The organism is Allomuricauda ruestringensis DSM 13258 (assembly GCF_000224085.1).
In the GTDB taxonomy this organism is placed as follows: Bacteria; Bacteroidota; Bacteroidia; order Flavobacteriales; family Flavobacteriaceae; genus Flagellimonas; species Flagellimonas ruestringensis.
The window spans coordinates 411,836-425,310 of the sequence record NC_015945.1 but is presented as its reverse complement, the minus strand read 5'-3'; the positions used below and the strand labels follow the sequence as shown (position 1 = coordinate 425,310).

Here is a 13,475-nt window from a genome sequence, read left to right as displayed (position 1 = left end):
GTTTAAGCTTTACTCCCTGTTTTTTAAATATTCCTGATACAGTTTCTTCATCTCTTCCGGAGAAAGCTTCCAATACTCGATTAAAGGATTTTTTTTCACTTTTTCATTGTATTCCTCTATAAATTGTTGGTTCAAGGAATCATTGTCCTCATATTTTACCCTTAGCTCCTCCAGTTGTTTATGTAGTTTGTCCTGAACTTCTGTATATTCGGAATCTCCGTAAATGTTGTTCAGTTCACTGGGATCCTTCTGTAAGTCATATAATTCCCACACATCCATATCGTAATAGAAGTGAATCAATTTATACCTATCGGTAGTAATTCCATAATGACGTCTCACATCATGTTCCGAAGGGTGCTCGTAATAATGGTAATAATGTGCATTTCGCCAATCGGAAGGTGTATTTCCTTCTAACACAGGAAGGATACTTTTTCCTTGCATATCTTCCGGAATTTCGGTTTGTGCGATGTCAAGAAAGGTTTCAGCAAAGTCGAGATTGGAAACCAAATCGGTATTGACCGTTCCTGGTTTAACAGTTCCGGGCCATTTTACCAACAATGGGGTGCGCAAGGATTCCTTGTACATCCATCTTTTATCGAACCAACCGTGCTCCCCTAAATAAAACCCTTGATCAGAGGTGTAGATGACTATGGTGTTCTCATCTAGTCCAGCATCTTTTAAATAGTCCAAGACGTGGCCTACACTTTTGTCCACCCCGGCCACACTGGCAAGGTAATCCCGCATATAGCGTTGGTACTTGAATCGGGTGAGGTCGTCGCCTTGGGGATTGTCCTTTTTGAATTTTTCATTGATTGGACCATAAATGGCGTCCCACTGTTTTTGTTGCTCTTCGGTAAACCCATTTTGGGGTTGATCCGTTATTTTGAGATCCTGTTCCAATTTCATGGCTTCGGAAATGGACATATAGTTTAAGGAAGCTACCTCCCTGTTTCCGGAATAGTCATCAAATAAGGTTTCAGGTTCAGGAATCTCCACATTTTCGTACATGCCCAATTCATTGGGCCCAGGTTGCCAAGGCCTGTGTGGGGATTTATGACCAAGAAACAGCATAAAAGGTTGCTCTCCAGACTTAACAGAATCCATCCATTTAATGGCTTTGTCGGTAATAATTTCGGTGGTATAGCCTTCCAATTGATACTGTCCTTCCTCGTTGATAAAGGTCGGATTGTAGTAGGAGCCTTGTCCAGGCAAGATGTCTACATAGTCAAAGCCTTTGGATGGGGTGTCTCCTAAGTGAAGTTTTCCCAATACCCCTGTTTTATACCCAGCTTGTTGAAGGAGTTCGCCAAATGTTTGTTGGCTAAAATCGAATTTGGTACCAATGGTATTGTCAATAAAACCGTTTTGATGACTGTACTTACCTGTGAGTATGGCAGCCCTTGATGGCCCACAAATGGAGTTGGTCACCAAACAACGTTCAAACAGCATACCATCCTTGGCGATTCTATCAATATTGGGCGTAGGAGCAACTTCCGCCAATCGCCCACCGTAGGCACTTATGGCCTGAAAAGCATGGTCATCACTAATGATGAAAACAATATTGGGTCTTTTTTTACTTTCTTCTTTTTGAGTTTCACTTTTTTTGGTTTCATCCTTGCAGGAAACCAGTAAAAGGGATCCAAGAAAGATGTAAAATAGGTTGGTAATTGGTTTGCTTAGTTGATGTCTCATTGTTTTTTTGGTCTTATTAGGAGTCTATATGTGCTCGAAATTTCTAAAGTGCTAAAGTTAATAAAAAGCTACTGGGGCATAGGTTGTTTTTATGGTTTGTTCTTTGTGTGCTTTTTTTCTTGTTGCACTAAAATGGACTTGCAACAAAAAAGTGGACAATTAGATAAGAGTCAAATCAACTATGGCTTCTGGGTCTATGGCCATTCGGTCAACACTGTTGACCTATCAAAAATTTGTTGACCGATTTGTTCTCAAATCAAATCAATACAAATTAATGGATGTGCCTAAAACTGCGAAAACCCTGCAATCTCATAGATTTTGCAAGGTTTTCCGTTTGTTTGGCATTGCTGCCCAGTGACCGCGGCAGGATTCAAACCTGCAACCTTCTGAGCCGTAATCAGATGCGCTATTCAGTTGCGCCACGCGGCCTTATTTAAGGGCTGCAAATATATTTCTTTTTAACTTTACCACAAAACCCTAACATACAAAAAAATGGATTTTGCCCCCTATATTCGTGATATTGAGGACTTCCCTACGCCCGGTGTTGTTTTTAAGGACATAACCCCGCTGTTAAAAGACCCAAGCGCTTTCCAAAAAGCCGCGGATGCCCTGTTGGGTTTGGTAGGCAACACGAAAATAGACAAAGTTGTTGGGGTGGACAGCCGTGGGTTTATTTTTGCGCCCATGCTGGCCGAAAAACTTGGAGCAGGCTTTGTTACTGTCCGTAAATCCAGAAAACTACCTTATAAGACGATTTCCCAATCTTACGATTTAGAATATGGTACTGGAACGCTGGAAATCCATACGGATGCCATAGAAAAAGGGGAGAAGGTGCTAGTGCACGATGATGTTTTGGCCACTGGCGGTACGGCCCAGGCCGTTTGTAAGCTTGTTGAAAAATTAGGGGGAGAAGTGGTGCAATGCAATTTTTTGATTGAACTCACCTTTTTAAATGGAGCTGAAAAAATAAAAGGTTACCGAAAAGAGGCGCTTCTTCAATTTTGATCCAATGCTTTTTTGGTGACATAGTATCTCCAACCTATAATGGCCATTTGTAATTTGGATGCCTTGGAAAGGTCCAAACCCCTTTTGCTGTAAGAAGGAAGTACGACTTTGTTGATTTTTGCCAATATCTTGTAAAACATATAATTGCGTTGGTTTTAGGCAAATATAGGTAAAGCTGTTTACAAGGTAGATTTATAAGTATTGCAGTAAAGAAAACCCCATGTTCTAAATAAATATTATTGTTAAGAGTTGAACAAGGAGTGCGATGAAAAACTTTACAATTGCTATCATTTCTTGATTGATTTTAGGTTTGAAAAAACTGTTATCTTATTGTTGTTTCTACGAATATATAATGATAAAAGTCATGCTTCCAACTAATTAGGTCAAAAACAATGCAATTGCATACGAGATTGTATCTTAGAAAATGGATTGCCTCTTCAACTGAAATCTTTCATCTTGTTTGAAGTTATGAATTGTAATTGTTAAATGATTTTTAGCTATCTAAATGTTAGAATTATAGAGGTGTTTTTGGGCATTTTCTAAAAGCCAAGGGAGATTTCGTTTAAAAATGGGGCTGTTTTTAGGTTTTCGTTTGGGCATGTCAAAAAAGAACCGCCTTAAAAGACGGTTCCTTGGACTATTCAAAAAATGATTATACTGTAATCATTTACCTTTCTTGGTAGTTATTTCAACAACCCCGTTTTTAGCTTTTTTTCCGTATTTCTCAACTGCTTTATCCCCTTTATATACATTTACGTTTTCAATACTGCTGGGAGAAATCTTTTTAATATTTTTTGATTGTGCTTTTTTGCCATCCACAATAAATAGCGGTTCATCTTTACCGTCAGAATCAATAAAAAAGAAACTGGCATCGTCATCGTTGCTGATTAATTTAATATCCCCATAGTCATCCGAATCTTTGATGATCATTACATTATTGTTCCTTTTTACTTCAACATCGTTGTTTTCATCGGTATTAATGATCATCACATTGTTTCCTTCGCCTTTCTTTTCAATTTTTTTAATACTAACATGTTTTATGTCCTCATCATCTTCAATATGTAGTTTTTTAGCTTCTTTGTCACTTAGCCTTTTACCGTCTACAATTACAACTTTTTCATTATCTATCTTTTTAATGATGACTTCGGTCTGATCATTAGTGGTCCAAGATTTCGTTCCTTTTATTTTATGAATGCTAACATTTTTCTTTTTGCCGGAATTCCAAAAAGAAACCACATTGCTTTCATCATCATAAATAACTGTAATTGGACCTATGGGGCCATCGGAATTACCACTGTAATTTCCGCTCACTTTTTTGCCCTCATCATTTTTACCGCTCAATTGCAGAGAAATCTCAATTATCTCTTTTGCATCATTTCTAACTGCGGTGTAACTGAAATCAATGTTATCTTTGGCTAAATCTTTTTTGATATTATTGAGTTTAGCATCTGACGTATTTTTGTCTATGGTGAATTCAATTTTTTTGTTGTCTTTTGATTGTTTTTCGGTCATTAAACTCCCTGCACTGTCGAAATCTTTATACAGATAGGTTTCCTTAATACTAAAACTCACTAGAAGCAACCCCAATAACGGTGCTACGACCAGGGTTTTTAGCACATTGATTTTTTTCGATTGATTTTGATTTAACATAACTATTCGTTTTTTGATTAATGAATTATAAAATGAATTGGCTAGAATGTATTCTTGCTTGTCTACCACCTGCTTCAGCATCAGGTATTGGTAGGATTTTTTGTCTTCTGTTTGCGCTATGGCAAAGTGGTCCGCTAAATATTCCAGATTTTGCCTTACAGCACTTTTGTAGAGCCATAATACGGGGTTGAACCAGAAAAATATCTTTAAAACCTCAAGAAATAAGATATCCAACGTATGGTATTGACGGGCATGTACCTTTTCGTGCTCCAAAACCGAATGCAGTTCGTTGGGTTCAAAAAGTCTTGGATTATAAAAAATGTAGTTGAAGAAAGAGAAAGGAGATATCTGTTTTTCCGTTTCCAAGTGTAAAAACGGAGTTTCCTTTCTTTTATGGGCATTTTCGGCCAATCTTTTTAACGAAATCAATCGAATCATAAACTTTACCAACAAAATAGCACTTACTACACTATATAGGGTAAGGAGTATGTTTTCCGCAGTGAACAAACTACTTTCGACAAGGGCTGAGGTAGCTTGAGCTCCCAACTCATCGGCCTGAATAAGTATAGGTTTGGAAACCACTACCGTTTTTTTAATTTTGATGAAGGGGAACACAAAAGCGAGTATCAATCCCGATAAAAGAAACATGCGGTTTTCCGTAAAAAGGGTGTCGCGCTTTAAAAAAATATGGTAAACCGCCAAAAACCCTCCGGATATAAGTGCCGATTGTAATAAGTACATGAGTATCGGTTCCATTATTTTTTCTTTTCTATCAGGTCAATGATCTCTTTGAGTTCTGCAATGGATATTTTTTCCTCCTGCGCAAAGTGGGAGACCAAACTTTTAAAGGAATCATTATAGTAATCCGCAATGGCTGCGTTCACATATTTTTTACGGTATTGCTCTTTGCTCACCACTGGGAAATACCTATGGGTGTTGCCAAAGGTCTCATGATCTACGAATCCTTTTTCTTGAAGATTTCTCACAATGGTGGATAAGGTATTGTAATGTGGTTTTTCACCCTGTATTTCCTCAAGTATTTCCTTTACAAAAGCCTTTTTCAGCTCCCAGAGGATTTTCATGACTTCCTCTTCCTTATTGGTCAATTTTTGCATGATATATTCTTTATCTACCCAAACGTAATACTAATATCTTAGTTAAATAACTATTTTTATAGTTTATTAACTATATTTATAGTTTTTCTTTTTGAAAGAACCTTCTTTGACCAGCGATTCTTCCCGTATCTTTGCACAAAATTTTACTTTTTGGGAAATCTACTTTTTATTGTTTTGGGATTGGTCCTTTTGATAGCCGGGGGGAATTGGTTATTAAAATCGGCAGTTGCTTTATCCCTGAGATTGTACATCCCCAAAATTATTATTGGTATGACGGTGGTGTCGTTCGCTACCTCTGCTCCAGAACTTATTGTTAGTGTAAAAGCTGCTTTGGATGGTTTCCCTGATCTTTCTTTGGGAAATGTGGTAGGTTCCAATATTGCCAATTTAGGATTGGTTTTGGCAATCACCATTATTATGGGAAGTATAAATGTACGGAAGAGTTTTTATACCACCGATTGGCCTGTAATGATGGTCGCTTCGCTTTTGTTCTGTGGTTTCATCTATTTTGATGGAGTGCTTCAGCAATATGAAGGAATTATTCTTGTATCCCTTCTATTTGTGTTCTTGGTGTACCTGCTTAGATTTCAAAAAACGGCGGTTGTGGACGAAATGCCCGAAGATGATGTACCCCTACCATTATACAAGATTGCACTTTTCTTGGGAATTGGTGGAACGGCACTTTGGGGAGGTTCCGAATTACTTATAGATGGAGCCATAGGCCTTGCATCCTCATTTGGGGTCAGTGATCGTGTAATTGGAATTACCATTGTTTCCGTAGGAACAAGCATCCCTGAACTGGCAGCATCGGTAATAGCGGTGCTAAAAAAAGAGAAGGCTATATCCTTGGGAAACTTGATAGGTTCCAACATTTTCAATTTATTGGCCGTTTTGGGAATTACCTCAATAATTACTCCCATAACCGTTATGGACGAAGGATTGTTGTCCAGTGATATCTTTTGGATGTTGGGGATTTCTTTCCTTATCCTTCCTTTGGTGTTCTTCCCAAAAGGGCTGCGCTTGGGGTGGAGAGATGGATTGATACTCTTGGCATTTTATGCCACCTTTATCTATTTTACCATAAAATAAAAACCGCCCCACAAAACGGGACGGTTTTCACCTATAATCAACAACTAATTTATATACGTGTTTATACGTTTGCGGATTTAACCGTTTTAATAATTCTGGCTGCAACTTTGTATGGATCTGCATTGGAAGCTGGTCTTCTATCTTCCAACCAACCTTTCCAACCTTTTTCAACAGTCATAATTGGAATTCTAATGGAAGCACCTCTATCCGATACTCCATAAGAAAAATCAGAAACGTGCGCTGTTTCGTGCTTACCGGTCAATCTTTCATCGTTGAACTCACCATAAACATCAATGTGCTCATCGGTTACTGGACGGAACGCTTCACATACTTTTTCGTAAGTTTCTTTAGACCCGCAAGTTCTCAACAAAGTATTGGAGAAGTTGGCATGCATACCGGAACCGTTCCAGTCACCTTTAACAGGTTTTGGGTGGTATTCGATGTAGTATCCGTAGCTTTCTGTCAATCTTTGTAGCATGTAACGCGCTACCCAAATTTCATCACCAGCTTTCTTGGCACCTTTGGCGAACAATTGGAATTCCCACTGTCCGGCGGCAACCTCTTGGTTGATACCTTCAAAGGTAAGTCCGGCGTCCAAACAAAGGTCGGCATGCTCCTCAACAAGATCTCTTCCCCAAGTATTTCTTCCTCCAACAGAACAATAGTAAAGACCTTGAGGCCCAGGATAACCACCAACAGGGAATCCTAATGGTAGTTGGGTTGCAGTGTCCATAATAAAGTATTCCTGCTCAAATCCAAACCAGAAATCATCATCTGCATCATCGATGGTGGCTCTGGAATTGCTCACGTGCGGGGTTCCATCAGCATTCATTACCTCGGTCATAACCAAATAACCATTTCTTCTTGCGGGATCAGGGTAAATGGCAACAGGCTTCAACAGGCGGTCAGAGGAACCGCCTTCGGCTTGTTTTGTAGATGAACCATCGAAGGACCACATGGGGCAGTCTTCCAATTTACCACTAAAATCTTCTTCTATTCTAGTTTTACTTCTAATGTTGGCCGTTGGTTCATAACCATCCAACCATAGATACTCTAATTTAGATTTGCTCATAATTCTGGTAGTTAATCGTTCTCAATTTTATGATTTACAAAAATAGTTTTTTCATTTAATTATCAATGTTTTATGGGGGTAAAATCACAAATCTGCACCTATTATTTATATTACCCCTATTTTATTTAGGGCAGAATGAAAAAAAAGTAATTTTTGCAGTATATTTTATTAAATTGTTAATTGTAGATTTGAAAATTAAATATTATTGAAAATGCCTAAAACACGATTTCAAGCCTTGGTAGAAAGCCGCAACAGGGAATATGCCACTATTAATGAAACAGGGAAAAGATCCGACCTGTTCGGTAAGCATGTATTTAACGAAGAAAAAATGCTGCAATTTTTGACAGCAGAAGCATTTGATAAAGTAAAATCAGCCATTTATCAAGGAAATAAGATCGACAGGAAGATTGCCGATCAAGTCGCTGAGGGTATGAAAGCTTGGGCACTATCCATGGGGGCCACGCATTACACACATTGGTTTCAGCCATTAACAGGAGCCACCGCAGAAAAGCACGATGCATTTTTTGATATCCTTCCCGACGGAAGGGCCATGGAGAAGTTTGGGGGCGCACAATTGGTGCAGCAAGAACCCGATGCATCCAGTTTTCCGAGCGGAGGAATCAGAAACACTTTTGAGGCACGCGGCTATACGGCCTGGGACCCGACCTCCCCAGCATTTATTTACAAAACAACCCTATGTATACCCACCATATTTGTAGCATATACGGGGGAAGCACTGGACAATAAAGCACCACTGTTGAGGGCGTTGCAGGCCATAGATCAGGCCGCGACAGGTGTAGCGCAGTATTTTGATAAGAATGTAAGAAAGGTGCATGCCACGCTAGGGTGGGAGCAAGAATATTTTTTGATTGATAAATCATTGGTGAATTCCCGTTTGGACCTTTCCGTGACAGGGCGAACCCTAGTAGGTAGTTTTTCGGCTAAGGGACAACAACTGGACGACCACTATTTTGGAGTGATACCGGCAAGGGTCTTAGGTTTTATGAGTGAACTGGAAAAGGAATGTACCAAACTTGGAATCCCTGTAAAAACGCGCCATAATGAGGTAGCGCCAAACCAGTTCGAACTTGCCCCGGTTTTTGAAGAAGCCAACCTCTCCGTGGACCATAATTTATTGTTGATGGATGTAATGGAGGAGATTGCAGACAAATACAATTTTTCCGTACTGTTCCACGAAAAGCCATTTGCGGGCATCAACGGGTCGGGCAAGCACAACAATTGGTCCTTGGGTACCGATACGGGGGTGAACCTATTGAGCCCCGGTACAACACCCATGAAAAATCTTCAGTTCTTGACTTTCTTCGTGAACACCATCAAAGCTGTGGATACATACGAGGAATTGTTGAGAGCTTCCATTGCCTCGGCGAGTAACGACCACAGATTGGGCGCCAATGAAGCACCACCACCTATTATTTCCATCTTTATAGGACAACAATTAAGCGATGTGCTGGACGAACTCGAAGGGGTTTCCAAAGGAAAATTGTCTCCACAGGAAAAAACAGAACTCAAGCTCAATGTAGTAGGTAAGATTCCGGAAATATTGCTGGACAATACGGACAGGAACCGGACATCTCCATTTGCGTTTACCGGAAACAAGTTTGAGATGAGGGGGGTAGGTGCCAAGATGAACTGTGCCAAGCCCATGACCACGCTCAACACCATCGTGGCCAAGCAGCTTACCGACTTTAAAAAGGAAGTCGATACACTGATTGACAAGAAAAACCTGAAAAAGGACGAGGCGGTCTTCAATGTGCTTCGTGAATACATAAAAACTTCCAAACGCATCCGTTTTGAAGGTGATGGATATGGTATTGAATGGCAAGAAGAAGCAAGAAGGCGAAAGTTGAGCTTCAATAAAAATACACCAGAGGCACTCCAAGTAATCACATCAAAGGAAAGCTACGAGCTCTTCAAGCAAATGGGGGTGATGAACGAAGTGGAGCTCAAGGCCCACAAAGAGGTGGAATTGGGCGCTTATATTTTCCATATTCAGATAGAAGGTCGTGTATTGGGCGAAATGGTGTACAACCACATCATTCCCGCCGCGATCAAGTACCAAAACATGTTGTTGGAGAACATTCATGGGTTAAAAGAGGTCTATGGAGCGGCGCACAAGAAAGTGGCCGAAGGTCAATTGAACATTCTGGAACAGATCGGAGAGCACATTGTGGACATCAAAAAACTTACCGATGAAATGGCGGATGCCAGAAGGCGAGCCAATGGCATGTCCGTAGTGGATAAAAAGGCCCAGGCTTATTGCAATAATGTGAAACCGTATTTTGATAAAATCCGGGAACATTCCGATAAATTGGAGAAACTGATCGCGGATGAATTTTGGCCATTTACCAAATACAGGGAAATGTTGTTTTCCAAATAGAAAGACAACCCAAAAAGGAAAAGACGGAAAGCATATCAATAATTTGATGGCTTTCCGTTATTTTTGCCCAAACCATTTATATGTCATCGGATACCAGTAAAAGATATGCCCAAAGAGGTGTTTCGGCCTCCAAAGAAGATGTGCACAACGCAATCAAGAATATAGACAAAGGGCTTTTCCCCAAAGCGTTCTGCAAAATTGTACCCGATTATTTAACAGGTAGCGATGACCATTGTTTGGTAATGCACGCCGATGGTGCCGGCACCAAATCTTCCTTGGCATACATGTACTGGAAAGAAACAGGCGATGTTTCGGTTTGGAAAGGCATTGCCCAAGATGCACTCATTATGAATGTGGATGACCTGATTTGTGTGGGTGCCACCGATAACATACTATTGTCATCAACCATTGGGCGAAACAAAAATTTGATTCCGGGTGAAGTAATTTCGGCCATTATCAATGGTACCGAAGCGCTTATTTCCGATTTGGACAAGCATGGCATCACCATTCGTTCCACAGGAGGTGAAACCGCTGATGTGGGTGATTTGGTGCGGACTATTATCGTGGATTCCACGGTAACGGCCCGAATGGAACGAAAAAACGTGATAGATAACGCCAATATCAAAGCTGGAGATGTAATCGTTGGCCTGGCTTCCTTTGGAAAGGCGACTTATGAGACTGAATACAACGGCGGTATGGGCAGTAACGGATTAACATCTGCCAGACACGATGTGTTCTCCAAATATCTGGCTGAGAAATATCCAGAAAGCTTTGATGCTTCAGTTCCGGAAGAATTGGTGTATTCTGGAAACACAAAACTCACAGATGCAGTGCCCGATTCTCCGTTAGATGCAGGTAAATTGGTGCTGTCCCCAACAAGAACCTACGCACCCATCATTAAAAAAGTATTGGAAAAATATACTTCCAAAGAAATACATGGCATGGTGCATTGTAGCGGAGGGGCACAGACCAAAATTCTTCATTTTGTGGAAAACCTTCACATCATCAAGGACAATATGTTTGCGATTCCACCCCTGTTCAAACTAATTCAAGAACAATCAGGGACCGATTGGAAAGAGATGTACCAGGTTTTTAATTGTGGTCACCGAATGGAACTCTATGTGAATGAGCAGGTTGCAGAAGAAATCATTTCCATTTCCAAAAGTTTTGATGTGGATGCCCAAATTATTGGTCGGGTAGAATCCGCTAGTAGTAAAAAGTTGACTATCCAAAGCTCGTACGGCAAGTTTGATTATTAACATACGATTTACCTTGAAATAGCGTTCTTGTAATAAACCTCTCACGCTATGGAAAGAAAAGAGTTTCTGCGAAGTTTGGGCGCAGGCGCAGCCTTTGCACTTACGTTCCCCTGTTTACAAGGGTGTTCCAAGGATGATGTGAACGGAGATATAGTGGAAGAGCCCACTGGTGTCGACTTTACAGTAGACCTTACATCGCAAGAAGCTCAAGCTTTGGCTTCCAATGGAGGTTTTATATTAAAAAACTTAGTGGTTATCGTTAAAAATTTAGAAGGTGAATATGTGGCCGCAAGTCAGGTTTGCAGCCATCAATCTTATGATCAAGTGCGATTTGTAGATGAAAGTGGCGGTATTTTTTATTGCGATGTGCATGGATCTCGTTTTGATCAAGATGGAGCACCCCTTAACCAGGTTGACAGCTCCCCCGCAAGAGCACTCAAGGTTTACAATACGGAACTGAACGGTTCCATTTTACGGATTTATGAATAGTTTTTTGAGTCCCCAATCTTATGAAACATCTAATCTACATACTGATCTTTGTATGTACCGGTATACTTCAGGCCCAAGAATGGCAAGATAATTTTGATGATGCCCTTGCCAAGGCTGCAACAGAAGATAAACCCATTGTTTTGGTCTTTTCTGGTTCGGATTGGTGCGCGCCATGTATCCGTTTAAAAAGACATGTTTTTGATAGCGAGGAGTTCAAAGCCTATGCCTCTGAGCATTATGTGATGTATGATGCAGATTTTCCCCGCAAAAAGAAAAATCAATTACCCGAAGAAAAATTAAATGTGAATAAGTCCTTGGCCGCAAAATATAACCCAAAGGGTTATTTCCCATTGGTTGTGGTAATGGATAAGAACCAAAACGTTTTGGGCACCACAGGTTTTGTGGCCCGAACCAGTCCCGAAAAATATATCAGAACACTTAACAAATTTCTAAAATGAAAAGCCTTATAGCCTTTATCTGCAGTTTTTCTTGTCTGCTGTCGTTTGGGCAGTTGAGGCAAACAGATGTCACTGTAAAAAAGACCCTAAAACTTATGGGTACCCGGTTCGAGATTACCGTAGTGGCACCGAACGAGGATATTGGCTACATCAATATAGATGAAGCTGTTTCAGAAATTGAACGTATAGAAAAAATCATCTCATCATGGGATAAGGATTCCGAAACATCTTTGATCAACAAAAATGCTGGGATAAAACCAGTTAAGGTGAGTCAAGAATTGATTGATTTAATCGAGAGGTCCATCAAAATATCGGAAATAACAGATGGGGCCTTTGATATTACCTATGCCTCCATGGATGAGATTTGGAGGTTTGATGGAACCATGGATAAAATTCCTTCAGAAGAAGAAATTAAAAAGTCCATTTTAAAAGTCGGGTATCAAAAAATACAGTTGGACCAAGATGCCCAAACCGTTTTTTTGCCCGAAAAAGGTATGTGCATTGGGTTTGGAGCTATCGGAAAGGGGTATGCAGCAGATAGGGCCAAAGAACTCTTGGTGTCCAAAGAAGTGAAAGGCGGAATCATCAATGCTTCGGGTGACCTTACCACTTGGGGCACTAAGGTCACAGGTGAAAAATGGCTGGTGGGCATTGCTAATCCACTGAGCAAGGATAAAGTGTTCAGTTGGCTACCAATAATCGAGTCTTCCGTAGCTACTTCGGGCAATTACGAAAAGTATATTGAGCTGGACGGAAAAAAATATTCGCACATCATTGACCCGCGAACAGGGTACCCTACCACAGGTATTAATAGCGTATCGATTTTTGCAAAACAAGCTGAATTGTGCGATGCCCTTGCCACAGCAGTTTTTATAATGGGCCGGGACGTTGGTCTGCACATGATCAACCAAATTGACGGTGTGGAGGCCGTTGTGGTAGATTCCAAAAATAAGGTTCATAAAAGTTCAGGTATCATGTTCGATACGAATTAGTACATTTAAAATATGGGAAGACCTCTTTTTTTGCTACTACTCTTAATTTTCTCAAGTTCCTGTGTCGCCGTTCGTGAATACGATAAAGTTTACGTGAACGACGAAGAGATGCAGTTGAGTGCGCGACCTTGCGAACGTTTTGAAACCAATTTCCATATTTATAGAGAGGCCTCCTCTGGTGCCAACGGAGGCAAAACGGGCGGTGGATGCGGATGTAATTGAATGAGAACCTCAAATGATTAATTTAAAAAACCTC

Annotated in this window: 13 protein-coding genes and 1 tRNA gene; 8 read left to right on the top strand and 6 right to left on the bottom strand. The window is 40.4% G+C overall.

Annotated elements, in window-relative coordinates:
• Positions 1 to 9: 9 nt before the first annotated feature.
• Positions 10 to 1,692: a sulfatase family protein gene (locus tag MURRU_RS02080; RefSeq protein ID WP_014031757.1), complete on the bottom strand. Its 1,683-nt coding sequence runs from the start codon at positions 1,690 to 1,692 to the stop codon at positions 10 to 12.
• Positions 1,693 to 2,047: 355 nt separating this feature from the next.
• Positions 2,048 to 2,121, bottom strand: a tRNA-Arg gene (locus MURRU_RS02075).
• A gap of 63 nt (positions 2,122 to 2,184) precedes the next feature.
• Here MURRU_RS02075 and MURRU_RS02070 point away from each other — a divergent pair.
• Entirely contained in the window at positions 2,185 to 2,697 is a 513-nt protein-coding gene (locus tag MURRU_RS02070) for an adenine phosphoribosyltransferase (RefSeq protein ID WP_014031756.1), read from the top strand.
• Here MURRU_RS02070 and MURRU_RS02065 read toward each other — a convergent pair.
• From MURRU_RS02065 to MURRU_RS02055, 3 genes are all read right to left on the bottom strand, one after another.
• On the bottom strand, positions 2,688 to 2,837 hold the full coding sequence (locus MURRU_RS02065) for a hypothetical protein (protein WP_014031755.1): 150 nt from the start codon (positions 2,835 to 2,837) through the stop codon (positions 2,688 to 2,690). The two genes, MURRU_RS02070 and MURRU_RS02065, sit on opposite strands and share 10 nt — an antisense overlap.
• A gap of 523 nt (positions 2,838 to 3,360) precedes the next feature.
• A complete protein-coding gene (locus MURRU_RS02060) occupies positions 3,361 to 5,103 on the bottom strand; it encodes a M56 family metallopeptidase (protein WP_041801222.1) in 1,743 nt (580 codons plus the stop codon).
• A complete protein-coding gene (locus tag MURRU_RS02055; protein WP_014031753.1) occupies positions 5,103 to 5,462 on the bottom strand; it encodes a BlaI/MecI/CopY family transcriptional regulator in 360 nt (119 codons plus the stop codon). Before MURRU_RS02055 ends, MURRU_RS02060 begins: the two co-directional genes overlap by 1 nt.
• A gap of 150 nt (positions 5,463 to 5,612) precedes the next feature.
• Here MURRU_RS02055 and MURRU_RS02050 point away from each other — a divergent pair, with 150 nt between their 5' ends.
• On the top strand, positions 5,613 to 6,551 hold the full coding sequence (locus MURRU_RS02050) for a calcium/sodium antiporter (protein ID WP_014031752.1): 939 nt from the start codon (positions 5,613 to 5,615) through the stop codon (positions 6,549 to 6,551).
• A 61-nt stretch (positions 6,552 to 6,612) separates the two neighbouring features.
• Here the strand turns inward: MURRU_RS02050 and MURRU_RS02045 are convergent, their stop codons facing one another.
• Positions 6,613 to 7,623, bottom strand: a complete 1,011-nt coding sequence (locus MURRU_RS02045; RefSeq protein WP_014031751.1) for a glutamine synthetase beta-grasp domain-containing protein — start codon at positions 7,621 to 7,623, stop codon at positions 6,613 to 6,615.
• Between the two features lie 211 nt (positions 7,624 to 7,834).
• Between MURRU_RS02045 and MURRU_RS02040 the strand changes: the two genes are divergently transcribed.
• From MURRU_RS02040 to MURRU_RS17550, 6 genes are all read left to right on the top strand, one after another.
• Positions 7,835 to 10,021 carry a glutamine synthetase III family protein gene (locus tag MURRU_RS02040; RefSeq protein WP_014031749.1) on the top strand — a complete coding sequence of 729 codons (2,187 nt, stop codon included), beginning with the start codon at positions 7,835 to 7,837 and terminating at the stop codon, positions 10,019 to 10,021.
• 80 nt (positions 10,022 to 10,101) lie between these two features.
• Positions 10,102 to 11,280 carry an AIR synthase related protein gene (locus MURRU_RS02035; RefSeq protein WP_014031748.1) on the top strand — a complete coding sequence of 393 codons (1,179 nt, stop codon included), beginning with the start codon at positions 10,102 to 10,104 and terminating at the stop codon, positions 11,278 to 11,280.
• A gap of 48 nt (positions 11,281 to 11,328) precedes the next feature.
• Positions 11,329 to 11,769 (top strand): QcrA and Rieske domain-containing protein, encoded by a 441-nt coding sequence (locus MURRU_RS02030; RefSeq protein ID WP_014031747.1) that lies wholly within the window; start codon positions 11,329 to 11,331, stop codon positions 11,767 to 11,769.
• A 20-nt stretch (positions 11,770 to 11,789) separates the two neighbouring features.
• Complete coding sequence (locus MURRU_RS02025) at positions 11,790 to 12,227, top strand: thioredoxin family protein (RefSeq protein WP_014031746.1); 438 nt, start codon at positions 11,790 to 11,792, stop codon at positions 12,225 to 12,227.
• Positions 12,224 to 13,219: an FAD:protein FMN transferase gene (locus MURRU_RS02020; RefSeq protein ID WP_014031745.1), complete on the top strand. Its 996-nt coding sequence runs from the start codon at positions 12,224 to 12,226 to the stop codon at positions 13,217 to 13,219. The genes MURRU_RS02025 and MURRU_RS02020 overlap by 4 nt, the downstream gene beginning before the upstream one ends.
• Before the next feature lie 12 nt (positions 13,220 to 13,231).
• Positions 13,232 to 13,441 carry a DUF4266 domain-containing protein gene (locus tag MURRU_RS17550; protein ID WP_014031744.1) on the top strand — a complete coding sequence of 70 codons (210 nt, stop codon included), beginning with the start codon at positions 13,232 to 13,234 and terminating at the stop codon, positions 13,439 to 13,441.
• Positions 13,442 to 13,475 lie beyond the last annotated feature (34 nt).

Bases quoted from the DNA above. Each gene is read 5' to 3' on its own strand.
- MURRU_RS02070 (WP_014031756.1), top strand. From the start codon at position 2,185: ATGGATTTTGCCCCCTATATTCGTGATATTGAGGACTTCCCTACGCCC.
- MURRU_RS02065 (WP_014031755.1), bottom strand. From the start codon at position 2,837: ATGTTTTACAAGATATTGGCAAAAATCAACAAAGTCGTACTTCCTTCT.
- MURRU_RS02045 (WP_014031751.1), bottom strand. From the start codon at position 7,623: ATGAGCAAATCTAAATTAGAGTATCTATGGTTGGATGGTTATGAACCA.
- MURRU_RS02035 (WP_014031748.1), top strand. From the start codon at position 10,102: ATGTCATCGGATACCAGTAAAAGATATGCCCAAAGAGGTGTTTCGGCC.
- MURRU_RS02030 (WP_014031747.1), top strand. From the start codon at position 11,329: ATGGAAAGAAAAGAGTTTCTGCGAAGTTTGGGCGCAGGCGCAGCCTTT.
- MURRU_RS02080 (WP_014031757.1), bottom strand. From the start codon at position 1,692: ATGAGACATCAACTAAGCAAACCAATTACCAACCTATTTTACATCTTT.
- MURRU_RS02040 (WP_014031749.1), top strand. From the start codon at position 7,835: ATGCCTAAAACACGATTTCAAGCCTTGGTAGAAAGCCGCAACAGGGAA.
- MURRU_RS02060 (WP_041801222.1), bottom strand. From the start codon at position 5,103: ATGGAACCGATACTCATGTACTTATTACAATCGGCACTTATATCCGGA.
- MURRU_RS02020 (WP_014031745.1), top strand. From the start codon at position 12,224: ATGAAAAGCCTTATAGCCTTTATCTGCAGTTTTTCTTGTCTGCTGTCG.
- MURRU_RS17550 (WP_014031744.1), top strand. From the start codon at position 13,232: ATGGGAAGACCTCTTTTTTTGCTACTACTCTTAATTTTCTCAAGTTCC.
- MURRU_RS02025 (WP_014031746.1), top strand. From the start codon at position 11,790: ATGAAACATCTAATCTACATACTGATCTTTGTATGTACCGGTATACTT.
- MURRU_RS02055 (WP_014031753.1), bottom strand. From the start codon at position 5,462: ATGCAAAAATTGACCAATAAGGAAGAGGAAGTCATGAAAATCCTCTGG.